The following is a 24448-nucleotide window of genomic DNA, read 5'->3' on the forward strand; positions in this document are numbered from 1 at the left end:
GCGGGCGTGCGGCGTCGGGGTTCACTGTCCTTCGCCGTCAACTCGCACCGGCAGGCAGATGGTGAAGGTGGAGCCCGCACCGGGGCTGGAGTCGAGCCGGATCGTCCCGCCGTGTTTCTGCACGATGCTCGAGTACGCCATGCTCAGGCCCTGGCCGGTGCCCTTGCCGACCTCTTTGGTGGTGAAGAACGGATCGAAGATGCGTTGCTGGGTGGCCTCGTCCATGCCGGTCCCGTCATCGGAGACGGCGATCTCGACCGTGTCGGCGCCACGGCTGGTCCGGATCCGGATGTGTCCGAGCCCCCCGTCGCCGCGCGGACCGACCGCCTGGATGGCGTGCGCGGCGTTCACGATGAGGTTGAGCACGACCTGTTTGAGCTCGCCCTCGTAGCAGGGCACCAGGCCGACGTCGTCGCCCAGCTGCAGGCTGAGTTCGGCGTGGTACTTCCACTCGTTGCGCGCCACCTGAGAGGTGCTCTCCACGGCCCGGTTGATGTCGACGTTGCTGCGCCCCTGGCCGGGATGCGAGAAGTCCTTCATCGCCCGGACGATCTGGGCCACCCGTTCCAGGCCCTCGAGGGACTCGGCCAGCGCGGTCGGCACCTCCGCGAGGAGGAAGTCCGCATCGATGTCGCGCAGCACCTCGGCCATCTGCGCGTCCGACTCGCCGAACCGCTCCTGCACGGCGGTGACCAGCGTGAGCATCTCGGTGAACGACTCCTGGATGAACCGGGTGTTGTCGGAGATGAATTGGATCGGCGTGTTGATCTCGTGAGCGATGCCGGCCGCGAGCTGGCCGATCGCCTCCAGCCGGTTGGTCTGGTGGAGCTGCCGTTCCAGTTCGCCGATCCGGGTCACGTCGGCGCCGATGCCGATGACGCCGCCGGCATCCGGCTGCGGCAGGACGCTCAGCAGGAAGCTGCGCGGCGAGCTGCTGGAGCCGGTGACCGTGACGTGATGATCGACGATCGGCGCGCCGCCGGCGAGCACCCGCTGCTCCAGCTCGGTGAGCACCGGCGTCAGGTCGTCCTGCACGCCGATCTCGCCCTCCTGCTTCCAGATCAGTTCGGTGTCGGCGGGCAGCCCGCGCATCGCGAGGAAGGCGCCGTTGTTGCCGACGTAGCGGCCGTTGGCGTCCTTCCAGTAGATGAACTGCGGGATGGCCGAGATGACCCCGGTGAGCACCGCTTTCTCGATGGACAACTCATGGGCCAGCGCCTCGGCCCGAGCCTTCGCCGCCAGCCGGGACCGTTCCGCCTTGACCCGGGCCGTGACGTCCCGTTCCACCGCCACGGTCCGCACGATGCCGTCGTCGTCGACCACCCGGTAGAGCTCCACCCGCAGCCAGCACCGGAGCCCGTGCTTGGTGCGGGCCTCGAACTCGGGCAGCACCACGGAACCCTTCGTGGCCAACGCCGCGGCGTCGAAGTGCGGCATCCGGTCGATGCCGAACAGGTCCATGCGGAGGCGGCCGACCGCCTCGTCGCGGGGGTAGCCGCTCAACTCGGTGAAGGCGTCGTTGACCCACTCGATGCGGCCCTGCTCGTCCGAGATCACCACCCCGTCGTCCACGTGGCGTGCGACCAGCGCCAACCGCGACGCCTCCCGGGTGGCCTGCCGCAGTTCGTCCTGCGTACGGGCCGCGGTCGTGTCGTCGGTGAGAGTGAGGACCGCTCGGGCCGCACCGTGCCCGTGGACCGGATCGACCCGCAGGCGCCACCAGCGTGGGCCGTCCCGGGTCTCCACCCGGTGGGTGCTCGCCGGGTCCGGCGTTCGCCCGTCCAGCACCTGCCGGACCGCTTCGGCGGCCCGGCGCAACAGGTCGCCGAGCCCGCCGGGGTGCCCATCGGCGAGGGTGAAGAAACATCCGTCGTCGAGCGCGACGCCGTGGGCCCGGGCCAGAATCGTGCGCCACACCCGATTGAGGTCGATGATCCGGCCGTTCCCGTCCAGAATGCAGAGTCCGGCATCGATCGAGTCGATGACCGCGCGCAACAACTCCTCCGCGGCGCGAATCCGGTCGGCGCGCTCGACCAGGCGTCGTTGCAGCGCCTCGTTGCGCCGCGACGTCGCCAGCGCCGTGCTGTCGGGCTCGGCGGCGGTGCGCCGGTCCGCGGCGACCACCAGCGCGTCGATGGTCCGGCGTTGCTCCTCGACGGTTCGGCGCAAGGCGGCGATCGCCTGGTCGCGATCCTCGGCCAGCACCGGTGATTCCGTCATCTCGGCTCCTAAGAACGACTCAGGCAAACGCCACCGCCACCAGAGTCATATTCATGTGCATGCCGTTGAACTGCTCGCCGTACGTGCTGAAGCCGACCGCCCGGTTCGCGGCGAGCAACGCCCCGACCCGACCGGCCAGGCCGTGGTCCTCGGCCTCGAGCCGGCGCTGGACACAGTCGAAGACCAGCATGCCGCTGATCGACCCGAGTTCGGCCCGGGTCGCGGCCAGACCCTGGTCCAGCTTCTCCAGCATCCCGGCCGAGCGGCCCAGGCGCAGCACATCGCCCACATCGACCCGCGCGAACATGCCGAGCGCACCGTCGGCCCGGATCTCCGCGATGCTGCGCACCCAGCCCGCGCCGCCCGCGGCGAGCAGCAGCGGATGCCTCGACAGTGTGGCCGGCGTGATCGCGGTGAGGTCCAGCTGCACCGCTCGGGCATACGCCTCCGCCGCCGGCTGCCCGTTGAGCGCTCGCACGATCCGCCGGTCGGGATCGACGTCGGTGGCGATCAGCAGGGTGTCCGTCGCCTCGTGGTGCTGCAGGCGCAACAGCCGGAACGGCGCCTCCGAGCCGACGACCGTCACGGTCGCGCGGCCGGGCGCGAAGACCCCGTCGTGGTAGACGGCGGTGCGGTGGAACTCGAGGCCGTCGCCGGCCGACCCACCGATGATGGGCAGATCGCCGCCCAGGACCGCCATCAGGCTGGCGGCGAGCACGTCCTCGTTGCGGGCCAGACCGTCGGTGAGCAGGACGGCGAACCCGTCCCTGCCCTCCCGGCCGGCGCTCAGCGCGGCCAGTTGCGTGCTCGCCTCCTCCACGGCGGCCGGCGCGTCGTCGAGCGGTCCGACCACCACCGTCCGGGCGTACAGGCCGCCTCCGGTCCAGGCGGCGGCGCACATGCCGCCGCCGTCATAGCCGTTCGCGCCGATGTTGCCCGAACTGGTGCAGCCGATCACCCGGTCGCCGAAGTGCCGCCGCAGCGCTGCCCCCACGACATCCAGGTCGTAGCCGGGCGCCACGAACACGGCGTACAGATCGGCGTCCGGCCCGAGCGCGGCGGCCAGTTCCGCGACCGCCGCCGCTCCCGCGGGTTCGTGCGTCGTCGCCGAGGCCAACCTGACGCCGGAACCACCGCGTGTCTCAATCAACGTCGACATGCGTTCCCCCGTGTGCGCGAGTCCTCTCCGTTCCGTTCGACCGGCTCGCCGGAAAGATGAGGAGCAAACCCGGGAACGTCGGATCCGCGGAGAGGTCGCGTCCGGCTGATCACTCCTGACGGAGTTCGCCCCAGACGTGCCAGCGGTCGATCTCGACCTGGGCGGCGACCCGCGGACGCTCGCGGTTCGCATACGCAGCACCGGTGTAGTGCCGGGCGAGACGGTCGATCTCACGCAGGCCGACGTCGTCGGTGATCGACACCACCCGGCCCTGCAGGCTCACGTGCGTGTACCAGTCGTCCCGCGCGAGCACGGTCAGCGAGATCCGGGGGTCGGCGTGCAGGTGCTCGAGCCGGGCCCGCTTCGCGTCCAGGTCGAGCAGCACCCGGCCGTCGTCCTCGAGCAGGTACCAGGTGGCCACGGTGACCGGGCGGCCGTCGGCGGCGACGGTCGCCATGACCGCGGGGTTGGGCAGCCGGAGCAGCTCGACGACACGGTCCGGCAGGGGAAGATCGGGCATCCGGCCAGCCTAGATCTCGGGGTGGGCCGCCGCGCTGAAGCGGGCGGCGACCTTCGCCACGGCGGCGTGCAGTTCCGGCCCGCCCTCGACGGTGAAGTCGAACGGGATCGCGGCCAGCCACTCCTGGGCGTACATCTCCGGGTTGCGGGTGGTGCCGGACAGGACGCACCCGTCGCCCTGCGGCTCGAGGCGGCCCATCGGCGGGCGGACCCACGGGGCCACCCGGTCGTGCGGCGCGTGGAAGAGCACCCGGGTGGTGAACTTCCAGCCCGCGCCGAGGTTCTCCTCCAACGCGGCGACCGGGTCCAGGTCGCCGGGCGGCACGAAGCCCGGTGCGAGCTGCTCGACGGCGAGAATCCGGTCGATCCGGTACGTGCGGATCGCGTCCGCCCGATGCGAGTGGCACAGCAGGTACCACCGCCCGTAGCGCACCACCACCGCCCACGGGTCGACCTCGCCCGCCCACTGTTCGCCGCTCTCGCCCCGATAGGTGACCAGGACGCGCCGCCGGGCCGCGACCGCGGCGACGAGCGCGCTGGTGGTGGCGGGGTCGGCGCGGGCCGGCTGCCGGTCGGTGGCGGCCGAGGCGTGCACCCAGAGCGCCGCCGCCTGCCGCCCGACACCCTCGGGCAGGGCCCGGATCACCTTGCCGAGCGCCGCGCCGATCAGGTCCTCGGCGTCGACCGCGGCCGGCTGCCCGTCGAGCACCGCCATCACCAGCCCGAGGGCCTGCTCCTCGGTGAAGACGACCGGCGGCAGGCGCGTGCCACGACCCAGCCGGTAGCCCCCGTAGAGCCCGCGGACCGACTCGACCGGGATGCCCGCCTCGCGGAGGATCCCGACATAACGTCGCGCTGCGCGCTCCGTCACCCCGAGCTGGGCGGCGATCTGGTCGGCGGTCGCGCCCGGGTTCTGCTGCAAGATCTCCAGCGTACGCAGGGCGCGGGCGGTGGGACTGGGACCGGTCGGCACATCGCGCAGAATACCGGAAGTGGATTGTCCGGAAGTGGTTCTATGTTGATCGCATGACTAACCAGCAGATCGTTCTTGTGGGTGGCCTGTGGCTCGACGCGTCGGTGTGGAGTCCCGTGGTCGCCGAGCTGGAGAAGCTCGGCCGCCGGGCCACACCGGTGACCCTGCCGGGTCAGGGCGACGGGAACTCCGCGGCGACGCTGACCGACCAGGTGGACGCGGTGCTCGCCGCGGTGGACGCCGAGCCGGACTCCTCGATCGTGGTCGGGCACTCCGCCGCCTGCACCCTGGCCTGGCTGGCCGCCGACGCCCGCCCGGAGCGGGTGTCCAAAGTGGTGCTGATCGGCGGGTTTCCGACCGATGACGGCAAGCCCTATGCGGAGTTCTTCGAGATCACCGACGGCGTGATGCCGTTCCCGGGCTGGGGCCCGTTCGAGGGAGCGGACGCACGGGACCTGGACGAGCCGGCGCGACAGGCGTTCGCCTCGGCGGCGATCCCGGTGCCGGAGGGGGTGGCCCGGGGCGTCGTGCGGCTGACCGACGAGCGGCGGTACGACGTACCCGTGGTGTTGATCTGCCCGGAATTCGACCCGGCCCAGGCACGGGAGTGGATCGCCGGCGGAGAGCTGCCCGAGCTGGCCCGCGCGAAGCACCTCGACCTGGTCGACATCGACTCCGGGCACTGGCCGATGGTGACCCGGCCGCAGGAGCTGGCCCACATCCTCGCCGACGCCTGAGAGAACGCCGAACGGCGGCCCGCTGAATCAGTCGGGCCGCCGTTCGGGAGAACGTGGAATCAGATGACGCGGATGTTCTCCGCCTGCGGGCCCTTCTGGCCCTGCGTGACGTCGAACTCCACCCGCTGGTTCTCGTCCAGGCTGCGGAAACCGCTCGCCGAGATCGCGGAGAAGTGGGCGAAGACGTCGGGGCCGCCGCCGTCCTGGCTGATGAAGCCGAAGCCCTTGTCGCCGTTGAACCACTTCACGGTGCCTGTAACCATGTCTGCTCCTTAGCAGGGGTGTTCGGGTCCGCACTGTGCTGACCCGCACGCCGCCGCGTTGATCACCCGCGCCGAACCGACACGACAAACGAAAAAGCGCCTCGATGGTTTCAGATGAACCATCAGGCGCCGGAAACGTCTTTGGAAATCAAAACTGCAACCCGGTAAACCTAGCACACACTCGCCGACGCATTGCGGGTAGAGTCGGCAGCGGATCAGTTCGTCGATATCGTTTGGCGGGCACAACCCCCAGGTTTGAGGGCTCTTTCGTGTCAGTGACACCCATGATCACCGCATCCCCCAAGACGCTGCGGCAAAAGGGGGCGGACAGCTTCCACGCCGCGCTCGCCGCGGTCCTGGCTGCCGGGCTCGACGACGCCCTCGCGGCGGGCGATCACCCGAGAGCGATCAGCTTCATCAACCGTGGCTTCGCCGAGGGCACGCCGGAGCTGGGCTGCGAGCTCCTGCGCCGGGCCATCGACGTGGTCGGGGCCTCACGCACCTGGACGGTGCAGCTCGCGCCGGTGCGCGGCCGGCCCGCTTCTTAGCGGCGCACCGCCTAAGGCCCGCCGAGGATCTCGTCGAGCTCGTCGTAAAGCACCGGCGGGCCGATGATGATCTTGTTGCCGGTGAGCAGCGCGTCGCCGGTCAGATAGTCGTTGGTCCGCGCACCGGCGGCCTGCGCGACGGCCAGCGCACCGAGACAGTCCCACGAGTTCAGGTGCGGCTCGATGTAGCCGAGCAGCCGGCCGCATGCGGCGTAACACAGCATCAGCGCGCCGGAGCCGTTGCGGTAATAGACGCCGCCGCGGCGCAGCAGCCGTTCGAGCACCGGCAGGATCCGCTCGACCGGGGTGCGCGGCGCGTAGCCGACCGCGATGATGCCGTCGGTCACAGCACGGCCGGAGTGCGGCGCGATCGGTCGCCCGTTCAGCGTCGCCGGCCGGCCCAGGCCGCCCTCGAACAGCTCGTCGAGCGGCGGGTTGAACACGAAGCCGAACTGCAGAACCCCGTCCTGCACATAGGCCAGCGACACGCACCAGCTCGCCATCCCGGTGACGAACGGCTGGGTGCCGTCGATCGGGTCGACGACCCACACGCCGCGTGCCTCGGCCAGTCCGCTGGCGCCGGTCTCCTCGCCCAGGAACGCGTCCTGCGGGAACCGGTCGGCGATGCCCCGGGCCAGCAGTTGCTCGACCTCCACGTCGGCCTGGCTGACGACGTCCTGCAGCCCCTTGGCGGTGACCCGCAGGTCCTCGAGCCGGGCGAACCAGCTCGCGGCCAGCGCCCCGGCCTCGCGCACCAGGGCCCGGCCGGCGTCGTAACGCTCCTGGACGTCCGGCGGCATCGCCACGTTCGACGTCATCGCCACAGCCAGGCCGCGCCGCGGACGCCGCTGGAGTCGCCGTGCCGGGCGCGCACGATCGGCGTGTGGAACACCGGCGAGAAGATCCGGTCGGCCAGCCGCGGCGGCAGGTCCGCGTACAGGTCGTCGACGTTCGACATTCCGCCTCCCAGCACCAGGACATCGGGGTCCAGAGCGTTCACGACCAGGGCGAGCCCGCGCGCGACGCGATCGACATAACGCTGCCAGACCAGCCGCGCGAGGCGGTCGCCGGCGTGCATCCGCTCGATGATCTCGGTCGGGGTCGACCGTACCGGTTCGGCCAGGTCTCGGCCCGCGTGCTGCGCGTACTCCCGGGCGAAGGCCCGGCCGGACACCCACGTCTCGAGGCATCCGTGCCGCCCGCAGTAGCACGCGGCGCCGGGCATCTCCGTGACGTCGGGCAGCGGCAGCGGGTTGTGCCCCCATTCCCCCGCGCCGTTGTTCGGGCCGTGGTGGGCGCGCCCGTCGACGGCGATGCCGGCGCCGGCGCCGCTGCCGAGGATCACCGCGAAGACCACCCGGAACCCCTGGCCGGCGCCGTCCGCCGCCTCGGACACGGCCAGGCAGTCCGCGTCGTTGGCGGTGCGCACCTCGCGGCCCAGCGCCGCCCGCAGGTCGTCCTCCACGAGCCGCCCGTTCAGCCAGGTGGAGGAGGCGCCCTTCGCGACGCCGGTGCGGGGATCCAGCGAACCGGGCAGCCCGACCCCGACGGTGCCGGACTGCCCGGCCGCGGCCTCGATCCGCGTCACCAGGCCGGCGATGGCCCGCAGGCAGGCCGGGTAGTCCGAGCGCGGGGTGTCCACCCGCTCGCGGGTCAGGACGGAACCGTCGCCGGCGAGAGCGGCCGCCTCGATCTTCGTGCCGCCCCAATCGACGCCGATCAGCATGCCCGCCAGCCTAATCCGATGGAGCCCGGCCGGATCCGCTCCGGCCGATCCGCGGGCCACCAGAAACGGTCGCCGATCAGCGGGTGGCGTGCCTGGGGACGGGGCGCAGGAGCCGGACCGAGTTGGCCGATTTCCGCCAGCATCGGCCGGCGACTCGCCGCAAGCATGGACGGGTGATCGACAAGAGGGCGTCTCCGCTGCGCAACGCCGCGTTCCGCCGCGTGTGGATCGGAGCCACGGTGTCAGCGGCCGGGGACGCCGCGAGCTGGGTCGCGCTCGTGGCGTACGCATTGGGTTTGGCGCACGGCAGCGTGGTGACCCTCGCAGTGCTGTACACGGCGCCCGTGGCGGTCGGTGGTCTGGTGGCCGGCTGGGCGCTGGACCGGTACGACCGCCGGTGGCTGCTCGTCGGGGACAGCCTGCTGCGGGCGGCGGTGTTCGGCACGATCCCGATCGCCGCGGTCTGGGGCGGGTTGACCCCTGTCCAGCTCTACCTCGTCGCCGCGGTGTACGGACTGCTGAAGATGACCAGCCTCGCCGGGTTCCCGACGATGATTCCCGAACTCGTGCCCTCCGGGCAGCTGATGGCCGCCAACGCCTTGGAGTCGGCGAGCTTCGGCATCGCCGGCCTGGTCGGCGCGGTCGGTGCCGGCGTCGCGGTGGCCACGGTCGGGCCCAGGTACGTGGTGGCCTTCGACGTTCTGAGTTACGTGATCTTCGCGTTGTGCCTGCTCGGTACGCGGACCGGTACCAGGCCCCCGCGGCGGCTCGCCCGGCCGGCCCGACGTGGTGGTGGGCTCGGGCCGGTGCTGCGGCTGATGGTCCGCGAGCCGGTGCTGCGCGATACCACGATCATGTTCGCGCTGTTCAACATCGGCGAGGGTGCCTTGCTGGTGGTGCTCCCGCAGCGGGCGGTCGAGTACGGGCTAGGCCCCGGCGGCTACGGCTACCTGGTCGCCGCCGTGACCGGTGGCGAGCTGCTCGCCGCGCTGGTTCTGCTGCGCTGGTCCTGGCGCCCCTCGCTGACGCGTTCGGTGGTGTTGGCGTCGCTGGTGGCCGCGGTGGCTGTACTCGCCGTGCTGGTCCCATCCCCGTGGGTTGCCGTGCTGGGTCTGGTCGGGCTGGGCGCCTGCGCGGCGGCGATGACCACCTGGGCGCAGACGCTCCGGATGTCTGCCACCCCATCCGAGGTGCACGGTCGGTTGTTCGCGTTGCTGCGGACGCTGATGCAGGCCACCCCGCCGCTGGGTGCCGGGCTGGCCGCGCTGACCCTGCGTGACGGCCTCGCCGCCACGGTGCTGGCGATCTGCGCGCTGATGGCGGTACCCGCCCTCGCCTTCGCCCGGGACCTGGCCGCCGCACAACGTCGAGCCGACAGCGGCAGGACACTCGAACCCGACCCGGTCGGCGCTGGCGGTCAGGCATGATCGCCGAGATGGACCTCGACTTCGAACGCTGCTACCAGGCCACCCGCAGCCGCGATCCGCGCTTCGACGGCCGGTTCATCGTTGGCGTACGCACCACCGGGATCTACTGCCGACCAAGCTGCCCCTCGCCGGTCTGCCCCAAGCCGGCCAACGTCACCTTCTATCGCACCGCTGCCGCCGCTCAGCTCGCCGGGCTGCGCGCCTGCAAGCGGTGCCGCCCGGACGCGGTGCCCGGCTCACCGGAGTGGAACACCCGAGCCGATGTCGTCGGTCGGGCGATGCGGCTCATCGCAGATGGAGTGGTGGATCGCGACGGCGTGTCTGGGTTGGCCCGGCAGCTCGCGGTCAGCGTCCGACACCTGCACCGCCTGCTCGTTGAGGCGGTCGGTGCTCCGCCGCTCGCGCTGGCTCGATCCCAGCGGGCATACCAGGCACGGCTGCTCGTCGAGACCACCGCGATGCCGTTCGGCGAGGTGGCCTTCGCCGCCGGCTTTGCCAGCATCCGGCAGTTCAACGACACGCTCCGCGAGATCTTCGACGCCACGCCGTCACAACTGCGCGCGGCCGTGCGCCGCCGCGGCGACCCGCACCCGGGCGGCGGCCTCACGCTGCGGCTGGCTCTGCGGCAACCGTACGACCCGCACGGGGTGCTCGGATGGCTGGCGGCCCGCGCGCTGCCCGGCATCGAGGAGTACGCCGACGGCATCTTCCGTCGGGTCCTGCGGCTCCCCGGCGGCACGGGCACAGTCACGCTGCGCCCGACGCCCGACCATGTGCATGCGACGTTCCGGCTAGCCACCGTGGCCGACCTGGGCGCCGCCGTGGCCCGCTGCCGGCGCCTGCTCGACCTCGACGCCGATCCCGGCAGCTACCTTCCGGTGCTGGCCACAGATCCGGCCCTCGCACCGCTGGCCGAGGCGGCGCCAGGGTTACGGTTACCGGGCACAGTGGACGGTGCAGAGACCGCGCTACGCACCGTACTCGGCCCGCACGCGCAAACCCTGGTCGCGGCGCTCGCCGAGCCGCTGTCCAGCCCCGACGGTGGGCTGACCCACACGTTTCCAGACCTCGAAGCCATCGCCGGCGCCGATCTCGCTCTGCCGGCGGCCCGAGCGAGCAGGGTTCGGGAGTTGGCGCAGCGGCTGGCCAACGGCGGGCTGCGCTTGGACGAGGGCGCCGACCGGGTCGAGGTCCGCCGCGGCCTACTGCTCGTACCCGGTCTCGGCCCCGCCCAAGTCGAAGACCTCATGCTGCACGCGCTCGGCGATCCAGACTCCTTCCCCGCCGCCGACCACAGCCTGCGCTCGGCCGCCAGGACCCACCAGCTACCCGCCGACACAGCCGGCCTCACGCGACGAGCCAACCAATGGCGACCGTGGCGCGGCTACGGGGCACACCTGCTATGGCGAGCGCAGTCGACATCCGTCCTGCCGGGCAAACCGCGGCAGACACGAGGCCGATAGCCCGGCCGCGCCGCAACACGCCTGTCTGGCGACAAACAGCGTTGAAACGTCGATAGGTGACAAGCAGCACTGAAAGTCGGTGACAACTCTCGCGCACAGCGGCGGCCGAGCCAACAGCTCACGGTTTCGCCGTCGAGGCTGACCGAGACCTGGGTGAGCGTGCCGTCGCTCTGCTCCGCCCGGCCCCGGCGAGGATCAGCACCGACGCGGCGAGCACCGCGACCGGACGCCGGCCGACGCCCGCGGCGATCCGCGCCCGGCGTAAGGTGACCATCGTCATGCAGCCGCCGGCCCGCGAGGTCGCGGCTGAGTTCTTCGTGCCGCTGGGCCGGCTGATGACCGAGGCTCTGGACGGCACGACGGCGGCCGACCTGAAACGCGCGACGGCCATCGTGCGCCGGCTGATCGCGGCGGTCACCGAGGCCCGCGGGCTTTAGCCCATTCATGTTAGTCTATGCGCGCTTTGCGCAAGGTGACGTCTTTGACGTCGAGACACGACATGGGGGAAAAGTGCATAGCCTCGGGAAATCGAGATTCAGATCAGTGTGCCGTCGATGGGTGTCGGCCGGCATTGCCGCACTGCTGGCCTTCGCACTGATGCCGGCGACGAATGCGAATGCGGCGACGCCCGCCGAAGAATGCGACTACCTGCAATTCTGCGCCTATACCCTGCAGAACGAGCAGGGCGATTATCAGGTCATTCTCAAGCAGCCGGGGATCACCTGTGTCAACCTCGAGCCGGCGCTCCAGGGTCAGATCAGTTCCGTGACGAACCGCACCGACTGGTTCGTGACCATGTTCGCCGGCACCAACTGCACCGGCGCGTCGGACTACATCGACTCCGGGGTCGGCTACCCCGACCTGCGGGTGCAGGGCTTCGACAACCAACTCCGGTCGATCCGGTTCGCCCGGTCCTACCCCGCGCCGCGGCCGTGCGAGGAGGAATACTGGTCGGATCTCTGCCTGTTCGCCGACGCCGGATCCGGCGGCGAGGCACAGGTCATCGGCGAGCGCCCGAACAACACCTGCGTCAACCTGCAGCCGGGCTTCAAGGCCACGGTGAGCTCCGTGCACAACATGCTGAGCGAGCAGGACGCGGTGCTGTTCGACGGCGACGGCTGCACCGGCAACTCGGTGCGCATCGACAGGGGCGCCGAGGTCGATCTCGCCACGCTCGGGTTCGACAACGTGCTGCGGTCCGTCCGGCTCGTGCCGGTCCCGACGCCGCAATGCGGCACCACGAACAGCGATCTCTGCCTGTACTCGGAAATCGGGTTCTCGGGCGTGAGCCAGGCGGTGGGCCCGCAGCCGGTCGGCACCTGCGTCAACCTCAACAGCGCGCTCATCGGTCAGGTCAGCTCGGTGCAGAACCGGCTGCCCGGCCAGCGCATCGACCTCTATGCCGGGACGAACTGCACGGGCGGCACACGCGGGCTCGAGGCCCAGCAGGCCATCCGCGACCTCAACGAGGTGTCCTTCGACAACCAGACGCGGTCGGTGCGTTTCATGCCGCCGCCGGACGAGTGCGACTACTCGTTCCACAAGCTGTGCGTCTATGCGGACACCGAGTGGCGGGGGGCGCGGCAGACCATCGCCCCGGAGCTGCTGAACAACTGTTTCAATCTGCAGGCGTCGATGCAGGCACAGGTCAGCTCGATGGAGAACAACACCTATCAGGAAGTCACCTTCTATACCGGCCTGAACTGCACCGGCAAGTCGGACTGGATCAGCTCGGGGGTGGGATATCCGAACCTGGGGTTCTTCGGCCTCGACAACCAGGTGCGGTCGGTGCGATACACCCCCACCGCACGGAAGATCAGCATCTACAGCTGACGTGCTGACATAACGAGGAACGGTCGCCGGCGCATTCCGGGCCGGCGACCGTTTTCGTTCCTCGCCCGGCCCGGTCAGGCCTCGCCCATCACCAGGCCCTCGATGGTGTGCTTCTGGGTGATCGGGGTGAGCCGGTCCACGATCGGGCAGTTCAGATGGCGGCGGACCGCGTCGGGCAGCGTCTCCCAATAGCCCTTGGTGACCGCCAGGTCGTGCTTGTCGCTGTTGGTGGCGTCCGGCGCGTCCACGCCGAGCACCAGCACCGGGCGCGACTGTGCGGAGCGATTGGCCGTGCCGCGATGGATGGTCAGCGCGGACCGGGCCGAGATGTCCCCGCGCTGCGGATATTTGCGCACGGCGCGCTCGGCATAGCGCTCGTAGCGGCTCTTCGGCGGGAACATGCCGTGGTCGAAGTCGGGCTCGTCGTCGAACTGGGTGCCGGGCGCGATCTCGAACGGGCCCATCTCGTCGGTGGTGTCGACCCCGGTGAGGTTGAAGGCCAGCGAGTCCAGCCGGCGCTCCTTGCGGGTCACCTCGGGCATCGGGAAGTCGCGGTGCCAGGGCTGGTTGACGGCGCCGGCGAACGGGATGTCGAAGCCCAGCTCCACGATCCGGTAGTCCGCGCCGAGCACGGCGGTGCAGACGGCGTCGACCCACGGATGGCCGGCCAGTTCGGCGAAGCCGCTCAGCTGCTCGGGATGGATCTCCACGTAGTAGCGGTGGGGACCCCGGCCCACCGCGCCGTTCGGCCGGGCGACGGCCTCCTCGAACGCGGCCTCGATGTCGGCCCGCATCGTGTCGGCCCAGGCCACGCTGAACGCCCCGCGCAGGGCCGTGATTCCGTCGTCGTAGATCGCCGCGCGAGCCTGCTCGCCGACCTTCGCCTTGTCGATGGCAGTCGTCATGCTCTTTATATTGCAACGTGGCATGCAACGTTGCAACCCGTAGAGTGGTGATCGTGAGTGCCACTCTTCGCCAGGTCGCCGAGCTCGCCGGCGTCTCCGTGCGCACGGTGTCCAACGTGGTGTCCGACTTTCCGCTGGTCGCCGACGAGACGAGGCAGCGGGTGCAGCGGGCGATCGACGAACTCCAGTACCGGCCGAACGCCGCCGCCCGGCACCTGCGCGGCGGACGATCAGGCCTGGTGGCGCTCGTCATCCCGGAGATCGCGTCGCCCTATTTCGGCGAGCTGGCCGGTCACCTCACCGACCGCGCCGAGGCGTACGACTGGACGCTGCTGGTCCAGCAGACCGGCGGCGAACCCGGCCGGGAGCGGGAACTGCTCGACGGCATCCGCGGGCAGACCGCCGACGGCCTCATCGTGAGCCCGTGGAGCCTGGCCCCCGAAGATCTGCGCCGCCGGCCGGACAGCGCCCCGCTGGTGCTGCTCGGCGAGCAGGACGGACACGGCCTGCTCGACCACGTCGCCATCGACAACGTCGCCGCCGCCCGTGATCTCACCGCGCACCTGATCGCGCGGGGCCACCGGCGGATCGCCGCGATCGGTCCCCAGCCGCGACTCACCAACGCGACCGCGGACCGGCGACTGGACGGCTACCGGCAGGCGCTGGCCGCGGCCGGTCTGCCGCACGACCCGGCGCTGGAGATCCCGGTGGAGCGCCTGCACCGCGCGGACGGCGCCGCCGCCATGCGCCGGCTGCTCGACAGCGACGTCCCGGTCGACGCGGTCTTCGGCTTCAGCGACCAGCTGGCCCTCGGCGCCCTGCACATCGCACTCCGCAGCGGGCTGCGCGTGCCGGCGGACCTCGCGATCGCCGGCTTCGACGACGTCGAGGACGGCCGGTACGCGAACCCGTCGCTCACCACCGTGTCCCCCGACAAACCGGCCATCGCCGAGGCCGCCCTCGAATGTCTCGCCGCCCGGCAGGCCCGGCGCGGCACCGGCGGCCCGGCACGGCGCATCGTCGCCGGCCACCGCCTCGAGATACGCGACAGCACCGGCGGCAGCGCGTAAGCCCCTCCGGTCCTGAGATTCACGGCTCCTAGGATTTGCGACCGACGGCGACGAACTCCGACACCACGTCGGTGATGCCGGGGTGTCCGGGGTCCGGTCGCCACGCCGTGGCGGTGACGACGCCCGGGTCCAGCAGATCGAGTCCGCTGAAGAACTCACCGATCTCGTTCACCGTGCGGGTCCTGATCGGGGCGGCGCCGCCCTCGTTCCACTGCCGCATCGACTCCTCGACGGCCGGCCCGTTGACCTCCGCGGTCGGGTGCGAGACCAGCAGGTGGCTGCCGGACGGTACCGCCGGCATTCGCGACCCGGGCGGCGAACTCGTCGTGCGCACCCACCGACCCCGTGCGGATCCGGCGAACATCTTGACGTCCTAGCGAACACATGTAATGTTCATTCGAACAAACAATCTGAACACGTGGTCGAAGTCGAGGAGCTCGCGTGACAGTCCAAGATCCGGCGCCGGTGTTGACCGGCGCGTCTCAGCCGCATACGGAACTCAGGACCGGCACGGTCGGCGCCGTCGGCGTGCTCATGCAGTCCATCGCCCAGATCTCGCCCACGCTGGGCGTCTTCTACACGATCGCGTTCACCACCGGACAGGCCGGCCGGGCGGCGCCGCTGACCTACCTGGCGGCCTTCGCGGTCTGCCTGATCCTGGCCATCCCGATGGTCGGGCTGGCCCGCCACCTGCCGTCGGCCGGCGGCTTCTACACGTTCGTGTCGGCCGGCATCGGGCCGCGCACCGGCTTCATCACCGGCTGGCTGTACGCGGTGATGGTGACGATCGTCCCGGCGGCGCTGGCGTCGTTCACCGGCGCGATCATCTCCGACGAGCTGGACAACCAGTTCGGCCTCTACCTGCCGTGGTGGGTCTACGGGCTGGCGATCCTCGCGGTGTGCCTCGCCGCCGCCTATCGCGGTATCGCCATCTCGATCAAGTTCCTGGTGGTGATGACCGTCTTCGAGATGGCCGTCGGGCTCGGCCTGGCGGTGACCGGCGTGTTCTCCCCCGGCCCGGGTGGAGTCAACGTCGCCGGGTTCAATCCGGGCGGCATCACCGACGGCTCCGGGTTCTTCCTCGCGATCGTCCTGTCGATCTTCGCGTTCACCGGCTTCGAGAGCGCCGCCGCGGTCGGCGAGGAGTCCCGTGATCCCAAGCGACTGATCCCGTTCGCCATCATCGGATCCCTCACCCTGATCGGCGTGTTCTACGTGTTCACCGCGTGGGGCCTGCAGATCGGATGGGGCACCGCCGACCTGAACGCCCTGGCCGACAGCCCGACCGCGCCGGCGTTCGTGCTGGCCGACCGGCTGTGGAACGGCGCCTCGCTGATCGTCCTGATCGCGCTGGTCAACTCCGGGCTCGGGGTCTGCATCGCCTGCACCACCAGCTCGACCCGCACGCTCTACGGCATGGCACGCACCGGGGCGCTGCCCGCCGCACTGGCCCGGGTCCAGCCGACGCACGGCACACCGGTCGTCGCGGTGCTCGGCCAGAGCGCGGTGGCCGTCGCCATTCTGCTGGCGGTCGGCCTGCCGCTCGGCCCGTACAACCTGTTCAACATGCTCGGCACCACCGGCACCTTCGTCTACATCCCGATCTTCATCCTGATGAACGTGGCGGCGTACCGCTTCATCAGCAGGCATCACCCACGGGAGTTCTCGGTGCTCAAGTACGTGGTCGCGCCGGTGATCTCGACGGCCGCCCTGGCCCTGATCGCCTGGTACAGCCTCAACCCGCTGCCCGACCTGCCGATCCGGCTCGCGCCGCTGATCGCACTGGGATACCTGCTGGCCGGGGTGGCCGTGCTCGTCGGCCGCAACCTCCGGCCCGGCCGGACCGGCTGGATGGCGCGGGCCGGGCAACTGCCGGAGACACCGGGCGGCACGGCATGAGCGGGCGATGGGGCACGATGCGGGGAGCAACCATCACCCGCCTGCGAAAGGTCGACACAGACGTGAGCGCTGAATCCAGGCACCAGGAGATCCTGCGGCTGCTGGGTGAGCGGGGAACGCTCTCGATCGGCGACCTCGCCGAACTGTTCACGGTCTCGGACATGACGATCCGCCGGGACCTGAACCAGCTCGCCGCCGAGGGGCTGCTGGTGCGCACCCGCGGCGGGGCCGCGGCGCCGGCCAGCGGCAGCTTCGAGCCGCCGTTCGGGCTTCGTGAGCGGACCCGGTCCGGCGCCAAGCAGGAGATCGCGGCCGCCGCGGCCGACGAGGTCGTGGACGGCCAGACGGTCCTTCTCGACGGCGGTTCCACCGGACTCGCCATCGCCGAGGCGCTGGCCGGCCGCAACCTGACGGTGTGCGCCCTCAACGTGCGGATCGCTCAGCTGCTCTCGGCGGACTCGTCGATGCGGGTCATGGTCCCCGGTGGTTTCATCCGGCCCGGCGAGTTCAGCGTGGTGGGCGCGGAAGCGGTGGAGATGATCTCGCGCTTCCGGTTCGACGTGTTCCTGATGACCGCCTCCGGGCTCTCGGTGGACGCCGGCGTCACCGAGTGGAACACCGAGGACGCCGCGGTCAAGCGGGCCGCCCTGGGCGCCGCGCGGCGTACCGTCCTGGTCGCCGACGCCGGCAAATTCGGTGCGGAGGCGTTCGTCCGGGTTTGTCCATTGTCCGCGGTCGATCGGCTGGTCACCGACGGGGCCCTCGCGCAGGAACACCGCAAGGAGATCGCCGCGGCCGGCACCGAGCTGGTGGTCGCGTGAGCGCCGAGCTGCCCGAGCGGGCCGACACGATCGTGGTCGGCGCCGGCACCGGTGGCGCCGCGTTCGCCGCCACGCTGGCCCGCCACTCCGGCGAGCAGGTGCTGCTGCTCGATGCCGGACCCGACTACGGGCCGCGCGACTCCGGCCGCTGGCCGGCCGACATGCTCGACGCGCTGGCCATCCCCGGCTCGCACGACTTCCACCTGCCGCCGGCCTCGGGCAGCCGCGGCCGCACGATCGACACCCCGCGGGCCCGGATCGTCGGCGGCTGCTCCGCCCACAACGGCTGCACCGCCTCGGTGAGCGCGCGGCACGACTACGACGAGTGGGCCGCCCAGGGCAACCCCGGGTGGACCGCCGACGAGGTCCTGCCCCTGCTGGAGTGGGCACACGAGCGGTTCCGCGTGCGGCGCTACCGATATGCGGAACTGACCCCGCCGCAGCGCGCGTTCGTCGAAGCCGGCCTGGCGTGCGGGCTGCCGCTCGCCGACGACCTGGACGACATCGCCGCGGCCGAGGGAATCGGCCCGATGCCGGTCAACATCGTCGACGGCGTCCGCTGGAACGCGAGCTTCGCCTTCCTCGACCCGGTCCGGCACCTGCCGAATCTGACCATCGTCGGCGACGCCCCGGTCAGCGACCTGCTGGTGACCGGCGGCGTGGTCCGCGGGGTGACCGTCCGGCGCGACAGCGGGCCGGTCACCGTCACCGCCGGCCGCGTGGTGGTGGCCGCCGGGGCCTACCACTCGCCGGCGTTGCTGCTGCGCTCCGGCATCGGCCCCGCCGCCGACCTGGCCGCCCTGGGCATCCCGGTGCGGGCGGACCTGCCCGGCGTCGGCCGCCATCTGCTCGACCACGCCTGCGTGCAGCTCGATTTCACCGGCACGCCCGAGCTGGCGGACCAGCTCGCGGCGATGGACTGGGGACCGGACGAGCAGAGCCTGGGCCGGATGCGGTCCACCCGGTGCGACGACGGCCCGTACGACGTGCACGTGTTCATGGTGGCCGGCTCGAACAGCGGGCACCCGGACCTGCCGCCGATCAGCCTGTACGGCGGGGCCATGCGCGCCCGCTCGGAAGGCACCGTCACGCTGGGCCCCGGCCTCGACTGGAGCCGGCCGGTCGTCGACCACGCCTACGGCACCGATCCCGAGGGACACGACGTCGCCGTCCTGGGCGAGGCGCTCGACCTGCTGCACAAGATGACCGGGCAGCCGGTGCTCGCCGCCCAGCTCGGCACGCCGGTCGACCGGGGCGTCGACCCGCTCGACGCCATCGCCAGCTACTGCCATCCGGCCGGCACGTGCAAGATGGGCCCGGCCACCGACCCCGCCGCCGTCGTCGACCACCGCGGGGAGGTCCACGGCGTCCGGGGCCTGCACGTCGCCGACGCCTCGATCATGCCGGCGATCACCCGCGGCAACATCAACCTGCCCACCGCCATGATCGGCGCCCGGATCGCGACCGTGCTGGCCGGCGTGGACACCCATGCCTGACGAGGGACGAGCATGAACAGCGACCTGACACCGTACGAGAAGGACATGCGCGACCAGCCCGCCGCCCTGGCCGAGCTGGCCGGCGTCGATCTCGACGCCGAGGTGCGCGACCTGCTCGCGCGGCCCTGGGACCGCATCGTGCTGACCGGCATGGGCAGCTCGCACTACGCGGCGCTGCCCGTCTGGCGCGCCCTGGCCGGGGCCGGCCGGGCCGCCTGGGCCGTGCCCACCGGCGAGCTCCTGGAGAGCCCCGGGCTGCTCACCTCCGGCACCCTGCTCGTCGCCACCTCGCAGTCCGGGGCCAGCGGCGAGATGGTCGAACTCCTCGACCGGACGTCCGCCGGCTCCGCGACGGCCGGCGCGATCCTGGGTCTGGCCGCCGATCCCGGCAGTCCGCTGGCCCGGCGCGCCGACGCCTTCGTCGACCTGCGCAGCGGCGCCGAGGCGACGGTGAGCACCAAGAGCTACCTCAACACCCTGCTCGCCCACCAGCGCCTGATCGACGGCTTCCTCGGCACCGACACCGCCGAGCCCGCCCTGGCGGCGATCGTCGCCGAGGTCCTGGAGCGGACCGACGTGACCGGGATCGGCGCGCAGGCGCTCGACGCCGCCAAGCCCCGGGTGGTCGCGGTCGGCAAGGGCGACGCGGCGGCGACCGCGCTCTATGCCGCGCTGATCACCAAGGAGAGCTCCAAGGTGCCGATGCAGGGCTATGTCGGCGGCGAGTTCCGGCACGGCCCCTACGAGCTGGCCGGTCCGGGATTGACCGCTTTCCTGTACGCCGCGGGCGCGCCCGCCGCCGACCGGACCCTGCCGGCGCTGGCCCGTGACCTGGTCGCCTCCGGCTCCACCGTCTATGCCGTGGGCGGCGAGCCACTGCCCGGCGTGCATACCCTGGCCGTGCCCTCCACGACCGGGCTCGGCGCGCTGGCCGGCGGCGCGGTCGTCGCCCAGCTCGTCGCCGTCAGCCTGGCTCGCGCCAACGACGTGGTCCCGGGTGAGTTCATCTATGGCAGCAAGGTGACGACGGCCCTATGACGGCCCGCTATCTGGGCGTGGACCTGGGCGGCACCGGCACCCGGATCGTCCTGACCACCGACGCCGGCGAGGTCCTGGCGGACCGGTCCATGCCCACCGAGACCGATCCGGCCACGGCCGCCGCCGCGTTGGTGGACGCGCTCGCCGGGATGGCCGGTTCGGTGGCCGGGATCGGCATCGGCGCCTCCGGCCCGGTCGATGCCGGCGGGGTGATCCGCAATCCGGCCACCCTGCCGGCCTACACCGGCCTCGACCTGACGCACATCCTGCACACGGCGTTCGGCGTGCCGGTCGTCATCGAGAACGACGCCGTCACCGCGGCGTATGGCGAAGTCCGGCGCGGCGCCGGCCGCGGCGCCCGGTCCCTGCTGATGGTCACACTCGGCACCGGAGTCGGCGTGGCGATGCTGACCGACGGCCGCCCGCTGCGGACGGCGGCCGGCGCACACCCGGAAGCCGGTCACCTGCACGTGCCCGGCCACGCGCCCTGCTATTGCGGCCGCTCGTCCTGCTGGGAGCAGCAGGCCTCCCGATCGGCGCTGCAGAAGGCCGCCGCCGACCGGCTCGGAATCGACCTCGACGACGCCTATGCGCGGGCCTCGGCCGGCGAGCCGGCGGCCTCGGCGCTGTTCGCCGGATATGGGCGGGCCGTCGGCCGGGGCCTCGCCGATCTTCTCACCCTGCTGGCACCCGAGCGGGTCGTGCTCGGCGGCGGCGGAGCACGGTTCCTGGCCGGCTACCGGGCCGCCCTGCAGCAGACCCTCGACGAGATCACCGGCTGCTACCCGCCGGTCCCGGTGGTTCCGGCGGAGTTGGGAGACATCGCCGGAGCGGTCGGCGCGGCGCTGTGGGCGCGCCCGGACACCATGGCGAACGCCTTGCACGATTCCCGGGTGACGAACGATTTCCCGCGCGCCGGTCGCCCCTGGAACGCGATCAACGGCGCGGCAGAGGCTAGGAATGCGGATCCGGCCGACGGCGTTCCGTGAGCGGTGCCGGCTTTCCCGGCCCGCCGGAAAGAGGTCTCATCATGAAGGTGCGCAACTCACTCAGGTCGCTCAAGAGCAAGCCCGGTTCGGTTCTCACCCGCCGGCGCGGCCGGCTCGTGGTGATCAACCGGAAGAATCCCCGCTGGAACGGCCGCCAGGGCTGAGCGATGCCGGTGCGCGCCGGCGACTCGAGGGTCGAGGCCGACGCGCACCGGAGCCTCCTTTACCGGGTGCTGAATGTGTAGGAGCCGGACGGAACCCGATAGACGGCGTAGCCGTCCTCCGCGCGCAGGAACCCGGCCCGGTGCGGGGTTTCCGCGACCGCGCCGTCGACGGTCGGCACCCACACCTCGGCGGTCGTGTTGGCCGGCACGGTCACCGTGAGCCGGAAGCGGCCGTCCGTCCTCGTCCACGCGGATCGGGCCACCCCCTGCGGCGTCTCATAGGTGCCGCGCACCGAGGTGAGGTCGCCGACCGGCTTCGGCTGGATGACCAGCTCCCGGTAGGCGGTGGCGCCGTCGGCGGCCCGGATGCCGGCCAGGCCCGCGTGGAACCACTCCTCGATCTGGGCGAGGATCATGTGGTTCTTGGAGTCGCCGCGGTTCCAGCGCTCGCCCATGGTCGTCATACCGCCGGGGTTGGCGGGAGTGGAGGCCATGAAGAAGCCGTAGCTGGGCTCCTCGTTCTGCTGCAGGAGTTCCCACAGCACGTCATCGCGGCCGGCGTCCATCAGCGAACGGACGATGGGCGCCATGCCGATCGTGCCGCCGCTGAAGTGCGGGCCCGATCCGTTGGGGTGGAAGGCGTAAACCAGCTCGACCAGGGCGTCGAGCACCCGTTTGCGATCGGCGTCGGGCACCAGGCCGGCGTCCAGCGCCAGGGCCTGCGCGGTCTGGGTGGCGCCGGCCGTGCCGTTGTTGCCGTTGGTGGTGTAGCGGCCCAGGGTGTCGTTGAAGAAGGCCGCGTTGAAGGCGTCCCGGATCTCCCCCGCCAACTGGGTGTATCGGGCGGCGTCGGCGGTGTGCCCGGTGAGCGCGGCGGCGCGGGCCATCGCCTGGATGGTCAGGTAGTAGCCCCACGTGCCGGTGATGCGGCCGGAGGTCTGATCCGCGGCGACCCAGTCGGCGAGCGCCGCGTCCACGATGTGCCCGGCGCCGACCTTCTGCCGCTGGATGTAGTCGACGAACGCGACCATGCGGTCGTAGGAGGCGTCCATCAGCGCGGGGTCGCCGTAGAGCTGCTGCAGCAGCTCGGGGACGAGCACGATCGCGTTGCCCCAGTTGATCTCGTCGCCGAAGCGGCCGGTGTAACCCCAGTCGTAGACCGGCGTCTTCAGCGCCACGTTGCCGGCCATCGGAGTGTCCGCTATGGACTGTCCCTCGACCAGGTGCCGCATCGTGGTGCGCAGGAAGGCGTCGAGCTGGAAGTCGCGGTGGATCGCGCCCATCGGCATCGTGTAGTCGGCCGGATAGGACAGCTTCTCCCGGCCGGGGCAGTCGGTGAAGACGGACATGATGTTGGCCGCGAAGGAGTAGCGCGCCATCGTGTGGATCCGGTTGATCCGGGCGTCGGAGGAGGTGAAGGTGCCGGCCACCGGGACGTTCGCCTGCAGGCGTACCCCGGTGATCAGGTCCTTGGTCGGGGTGAAGCCCGGCGGCAGACCGGTGACCTGGACCCACTGCATGCCGAAATAGTTGAAGTCGGGGTGCCAGGCCTCGCCGCGGGCGAGGCCGGCGGTGGTGTACGTGTTGAACAGGTCGGTGCCGCGGGATCCGCCGCCGCCCATCAGCGACGCCTGGTTGACCGTGCCGTCGGGGTTGAGCGACTCGGCCGGCGCCATCTTGACGGTGACCCCGGCGGGCAGCCGGGCCGGGTTGAGGCGCGGCCAGCCGACGATGTTCTGGCCGAAGTCGAAGACCCACGTGCCGGGCGCCGGGTTGGTGAGCGATACCGGCGTGCGGCGTTCCTGCACGGTGATCGGCTCGGCGACGCGGGCGACGAGTCTGGTGGCCAGGTTGGGCGGAGGTGCGATGCCGGCCGCGATCCAGCCGGTCGGGGTGCCGTCGCGGCGTTCCGCTCCCGCACCGAGATCGGCGCCGGGCCGATCCCAGCCGGGCTGCTCGCGCCGGGCGTCGTAGTCGGCGCCGGAATACCAGGCGTCGGTGACCAGCGGGCCGAGCGCGGTGCGCCAGGAGCGGTCGGTGACGATCGCGTCGGTGCTGCCGTCGCGGTAGGTGATCTCCAGGCGACCGATCAGGCGCGGGGTGACTGCGGCGCCGGCCGAGGCGTCGCTGGCGGCGATGTTGTTGCCGGACCCGGTGACCCGGGCGCCGGCCGGGTGCGCGCCGGTGAGCCCCGGCGTGAAGTCGATGCTCCCGGCGCCGATCGCGGTGATGACGCGGGATTCGAGCCGGTCCCCGCCCCCGCCGGTGTCGACGTTGATGGTGCCGCCGACGTGATAGCCGGTGGTGGTGTCGAGCGGCACGGTGGTGCTGCCGGCCGGGACGTCCGCGGTGAGGGTGCCGTTGCCCTTGAGCTGGCTCTGCCACCACGAATAGGGCGCGGTGCGGCCGACCGCCGGGTTGGTGACGCTGCGGCGCACGTAGGCCGGGCCGTTGCCGAGCGCGACCCCGACGGTGTTGGCGCCGGACAGCAGGGCGCGGGTGATGTCGTAGGTGCGATATTCGGCGGAGAGCTGGTAGTTGGCGTTGCCGGGCGCCAGGACCTCGTCGGTGATCTCGGCGCCGTTGACGGTGGCGTGGTGCAGGCCCACGCCGGCCAGGTAGAGGCGGGCGTCGGCGACCTTCTTGCCGCGGGGCACGTCGAACTGGCGGGCGAACAGCGGCAGCGGCCGGCCCTCGGTGCGGTCGGGGTAGTCGATCCAGCGGGCGCCGCCCCAGTCCTCCGGACTGAGCAGGCCCATGGTCCAGGTGGACGGCGCGGACCAGGCGGACGGGTTGCGGTGGGCGTCCCAGACGCGTACGCGCCAGGCGACGGTGTCCCGCGAGCCCAGGTCACCGCCGAACCGCACGTCCTGCCGGTCACCGCTCACCCGGCCGGTGTGCCAGAGCAGCCGCCCCGCGCGCAGATCCGCGACGGTGGCCGCGGCCTGCACCTCGAACGCGGTCTGCCGGTCGCCGGGACAGGTCTGCGCCCGGCACGCCCTACTCTGGATCATCTGCCAGGCGAGGGTGGGCCGCGGGTTGTCGAGGCCGAGCGGCGCGTCGGTGCGGCCGTCGACGCTGAGGTTGACGACCCGGACGCCACCGGAGGCGGCCGCGGCCGGTGGAGCCATGCCGAGGGTCAGCAGCAGGGCGATGGTCATGAGGAACGCCGGTCTTCTGATCGGTGACACCAGAACT

General features: G+C 71.6%; 23 protein-coding genes. 13 read left to right on the forward strand and 10 right to left on the reverse strand.

Annotation, left to right across the window (positions count from 1 at the left end):
• Positions 1-21: 21 nt before the first annotated feature.
• From ACZ6TI_RS39305 to ACZ6TI_RS39320, 4 genes are all read right to left on the reverse strand, one after another.
• Complete coding sequence (locus ACZ6TI_RS39305; RefSeq protein ID WP_465350344.1) at positions 22-2220, reverse strand: PAS domain-containing protein; 2199 nt, start codon at positions 2218-2220, stop codon at positions 22-24.
• 19 nt (positions 2221-2239) lie between these two features.
• Positions 2240-3379 (reverse strand): FIST N-terminal domain-containing protein, encoded by a 1140-nt coding sequence (locus tag ACZ6TI_RS39310; RefSeq protein WP_465350345.1) that lies wholly within the window; start codon positions 3377-3379, stop codon positions 2240-2242.
• 109 nt (positions 3380-3488) lie between these two features.
• On the reverse strand, positions 3489-3899 hold the full coding sequence (locus ACZ6TI_RS39315; RefSeq protein WP_465350346.1) for a TIGR03618 family F420-dependent PPOX class oxidoreductase: 411 nt from the start codon (positions 3897-3899) through the stop codon (positions 3489-3491).
• A gap of 9 nt (positions 3900-3908) precedes the next feature.
• Positions 3909-4871, reverse strand: coding sequence for a helix-turn-helix transcriptional regulator (locus ACZ6TI_RS39320; RefSeq protein ID WP_465350347.1), 963 nt, complete (start codon positions 4869-4871; stop codon positions 3909-3911).
• Between the two features lie 53 nt (positions 4872-4924).
• Here ACZ6TI_RS39320 and ACZ6TI_RS39325 point away from each other — a divergent pair, with 53 nt between their 5' ends.
• Positions 4925-5608, forward strand: a complete 684-nt coding sequence (locus ACZ6TI_RS39325; RefSeq protein WP_465350348.1) for an alpha/beta fold hydrolase — start codon at positions 4925-4927, stop codon at positions 5606-5608.
• Positions 5609-5667: 59 nt separating this feature from the next.
• On the opposite strand, the gene ACZ6TI_RS39330 is transcribed toward ACZ6TI_RS39325, so the two are convergent.
• Complete coding sequence (locus ACZ6TI_RS39330; protein WP_465350349.1) at positions 5668-5871, reverse strand: cold-shock protein; 204 nt, start codon at positions 5869-5871, stop codon at positions 5668-5670.
• 284 nt (positions 5872-6155) lie between these two features.
• Here ACZ6TI_RS39330 and ACZ6TI_RS39335 point away from each other — a divergent pair, with 284 nt between their 5' ends.
• Positions 6156-6419 carry a hypothetical protein gene (locus ACZ6TI_RS39335; RefSeq protein ID WP_465350350.1) on the forward strand — a complete coding sequence of 88 codons (264 nt, stop codon included), beginning with the start codon at positions 6156-6158 and terminating at the stop codon, positions 6417-6419.
• An 11-nt stretch (positions 6420-6430) separates the two neighbouring features.
• Here ACZ6TI_RS39335 and ACZ6TI_RS39340 read toward each other — a convergent pair whose 3' ends face one another.
• Together ACZ6TI_RS39340 and ACZ6TI_RS39345 are read right to left on the reverse strand one after the other, a co-directional pair.
• Entirely contained in the window at positions 6431-7237 is an 807-nt protein-coding gene (locus ACZ6TI_RS39340) for an inositol monophosphatase family protein (RefSeq protein ID WP_465350351.1), read from the reverse strand.
• Positions 7234-8145, reverse strand: coding sequence for an ROK family protein (locus tag ACZ6TI_RS39345; protein WP_465350352.1), 912 nt, complete (start codon positions 8143-8145; stop codon positions 7234-7236). Before ACZ6TI_RS39345 ends, ACZ6TI_RS39340 begins: the two co-directional genes overlap by 4 nt.
• 173 nt (positions 8146-8318) lie before the next feature.
• Here ACZ6TI_RS39345 and ACZ6TI_RS39350 point away from each other — a divergent pair, with 173 nt between their 5' ends.
• The 4 genes from ACZ6TI_RS39350 to ACZ6TI_RS39365 all read left to right on the forward strand — a co-directional run bounded on the left by ACZ6TI_RS39350 (position 8319) and on the right by ACZ6TI_RS39365 (position 12868).
• Positions 8319-9572, forward strand: coding sequence for an MFS transporter (locus tag ACZ6TI_RS39350; RefSeq protein WP_465350353.1), 1254 nt, complete (start codon positions 8319-8321; stop codon positions 9570-9572).
• An 8-nt stretch (positions 9573-9580) separates the two neighbouring features.
• Positions 9581-11035, forward strand: a complete 1455-nt coding sequence (locus ACZ6TI_RS39355) for a DNA-3-methyladenine glycosylase 2 family protein (RefSeq protein WP_465350354.1) — start codon at positions 9581-9583, stop codon at positions 11033-11035.
• A gap of 278 nt (positions 11036-11313) precedes the next feature.
• Positions 11314-11472: a hypothetical protein gene (locus ACZ6TI_RS39360; protein ID WP_465350355.1), complete on the forward strand. Its 159-nt coding sequence runs from the start codon at positions 11314-11316 to the stop codon at positions 11470-11472.
• Between the two features lie 121 nt (positions 11473-11593).
• Entirely contained in the window at positions 11594-12868 is a 1275-nt protein-coding gene (locus ACZ6TI_RS39365) for a peptidase inhibitor family I36 protein (protein ID WP_465350356.1), read from the forward strand.
• 74 nt (positions 12869-12942) lie between these two features.
• On the opposite strand, the gene ACZ6TI_RS39370 is transcribed toward ACZ6TI_RS39365, so the two are convergent.
• Entirely contained in the window at positions 12943-13773 is an 831-nt protein-coding gene (locus tag ACZ6TI_RS39370) for a phytanoyl-CoA dioxygenase family protein (protein WP_465350357.1), read from the reverse strand.
• 53 nt (positions 13774-13826) lie between these two features.
• Here ACZ6TI_RS39370 and ACZ6TI_RS39375 point away from each other — a divergent pair, with 53 nt between their 5' ends.
• Positions 13827-14843 (forward strand): LacI family DNA-binding transcriptional regulator, encoded by a 1017-nt coding sequence (locus ACZ6TI_RS39375; RefSeq protein WP_465350358.1) that lies wholly within the window; start codon positions 13827-13829, stop codon positions 14841-14843.
• Positions 14844-14871: 28 nt separating this feature from the next.
• Here the strand turns inward: ACZ6TI_RS39375 and ACZ6TI_RS39380 are convergent, their stop codons facing one another.
• The gene (locus tag ACZ6TI_RS39380; RefSeq protein ID WP_465350359.1) at positions 14872-15144 is read right to left on the reverse strand and encodes an SAM-dependent methyltransferase; all 273 of its coding nucleotides are present in this window, start codon (positions 15142-15144) and stop codon (positions 14872-14874) included.
• 140 nt (positions 15145-15284) lie between these two features.
• On the opposite strand from ACZ6TI_RS39380, the gene ACZ6TI_RS39385 reads away from it, so the two are divergent.
• The 6 genes from ACZ6TI_RS39385 to ACZ6TI_RS39410 all read left to right on the forward strand — a co-directional run bounded on the left by ACZ6TI_RS39385 (position 15285) and on the right by ACZ6TI_RS39410 (position 21250).
• Positions 15285-16742 (forward strand): APC family permease, encoded by a 1458-nt coding sequence (locus ACZ6TI_RS39385; RefSeq protein WP_465350360.1) that lies wholly within the window; start codon positions 15285-15287, stop codon positions 16740-16742.
• 62 nt (positions 16743-16804) lie between these two features.
• Positions 16805-17563 (forward strand): DeoR/GlpR family DNA-binding transcription regulator, encoded by a 759-nt coding sequence (locus ACZ6TI_RS39390; protein ID WP_465350361.1) that lies wholly within the window; start codon positions 16805-16807, stop codon positions 17561-17563.
• Entirely contained in the window at positions 17560-19059 is a 1500-nt protein-coding gene (locus tag ACZ6TI_RS39395) for a GMC family oxidoreductase (RefSeq protein WP_465350362.1), read from the forward strand. The genes ACZ6TI_RS39390 and ACZ6TI_RS39395 overlap by 4 nt, the downstream gene beginning before the upstream one ends.
• A 12-nt stretch (positions 19060-19071) precedes the next feature.
• Complete coding sequence (locus ACZ6TI_RS39400) at positions 19072-20097, forward strand: SIS domain-containing protein (protein ID WP_465350363.1); 1026 nt, start codon at positions 19072-19074, stop codon at positions 20095-20097.
• Positions 20094-21086, forward strand: coding sequence for an ROK family protein (locus ACZ6TI_RS39405; RefSeq protein ID WP_465350364.1), 993 nt, complete (start codon positions 20094-20096; stop codon positions 21084-21086). The genes ACZ6TI_RS39400 and ACZ6TI_RS39405 overlap by 4 nt, the downstream gene beginning before the upstream one ends.
• A gap of 41 nt (positions 21087-21127) precedes the next feature.
• Positions 21128-21250, forward strand: a complete 123-nt coding sequence (locus ACZ6TI_RS39410; RefSeq protein WP_465350365.1) for a ribosomal protein bL36 — start codon at positions 21128-21130, stop codon at positions 21248-21250.
• Positions 21251-21309: 59 nt separating this feature from the next.
• Here the strand turns inward: ACZ6TI_RS39410 and ACZ6TI_RS39415 are convergent, their stop codons facing one another.
• On the reverse strand, positions 21310-24441 hold the full coding sequence (locus tag ACZ6TI_RS39415; RefSeq protein WP_465350366.1) for a family 78 glycoside hydrolase catalytic domain: 3132 nt from the start codon (positions 24439-24441) through the stop codon (positions 21310-21312).
• Between the last annotated feature and the right edge of the window lie 7 nt (positions 24442-24448).

Source organism: Actinoplanes sp. NPDC051388, from assembly GCF_055586225.1.

Coding starts and splice junctions, on each gene's coding strand:
- ACZ6TI_RS39305 (WP_465350344.1), bottom strand. CDS start 2,220: ATGACGGAATCACCGGTGCTGGCCGAGGATCGCGACCAGGCGATCGCC.
- ACZ6TI_RS39310 (WP_465350345.1), bottom strand. CDS start 3,379: ATGTCGACGTTGATTGAGACACGCGGTGGTTCCGGCGTCAGGTTGGCC.
- ACZ6TI_RS39315 (WP_465350346.1), bottom strand. CDS start 3,899: ATGCCCGATCTTCCCCTGCCGGACCGTGTCGTCGAGCTGCTCCGGCTG.
- ACZ6TI_RS39325 (WP_465350348.1), top strand. CDS start 4,925: ATGACTAACCAGCAGATCGTTCTTGTGGGTGGCCTGTGGCTCGACGCG.
- ACZ6TI_RS39330 (WP_465350349.1), bottom strand. CDS start 5,871: ATGGTTACAGGCACCGTGAAGTGGTTCAACGGCGACAAGGGCTTCGGC.
- ACZ6TI_RS39335 (WP_465350350.1), top strand. CDS start 6,156: ATGATCACCGCATCCCCCAAGACGCTGCGGCAAAAGGGGGCGGACAGC.
- ACZ6TI_RS39340 (WP_465350351.1), bottom strand. CDS start 7,237: ATGACGTCGAACGTGGCGATGCCGCCGGACGTCCAGGAGCGTTACGAC.
- ACZ6TI_RS39345 (WP_465350352.1), bottom strand. CDS start 8,145: ATGCTGATCGGCGTCGATTGGGGCGGCACGAAGATCGAGGCGGCCGCT.
- ACZ6TI_RS39355 (WP_465350354.1), top strand. CDS start 9,581: ATGGACCTCGACTTCGAACGCTGCTACCAGGCCACCCGCAGCCGCGAT.
- ACZ6TI_RS39360 (WP_465350355.1), top strand. CDS start 11,314: ATGCAGCCGCCGGCCCGCGAGGTCGCGGCTGAGTTCTTCGTGCCGCTG.
- ACZ6TI_RS39370 (WP_465350357.1), bottom strand. CDS start 13,773: ATGACGACTGCCATCGACAAGGCGAAGGTCGGCGAGCAGGCTCGCGCG.
- ACZ6TI_RS39380 (WP_465350359.1), bottom strand. CDS start 15,144: ATGCCGGCGGTACCGTCCGGCAGCCACCTGCTGGTCTCGCACCCGACC.
- ACZ6TI_RS39400 (WP_465350363.1), top strand. CDS start 19,072: ATGAACAGCGACCTGACACCGTACGAGAAGGACATGCGCGACCAGCCC.
- ACZ6TI_RS39405 (WP_465350364.1), top strand. CDS start 20,094: ATGACGGCCCGCTATCTGGGCGTGGACCTGGGCGGCACCGGCACCCGG.
- ACZ6TI_RS39410 (WP_465350365.1), top strand. CDS start 21,128: ATGAAGGTGCGCAACTCACTCAGGTCGCTCAAGAGCAAGCCCGGTTCG.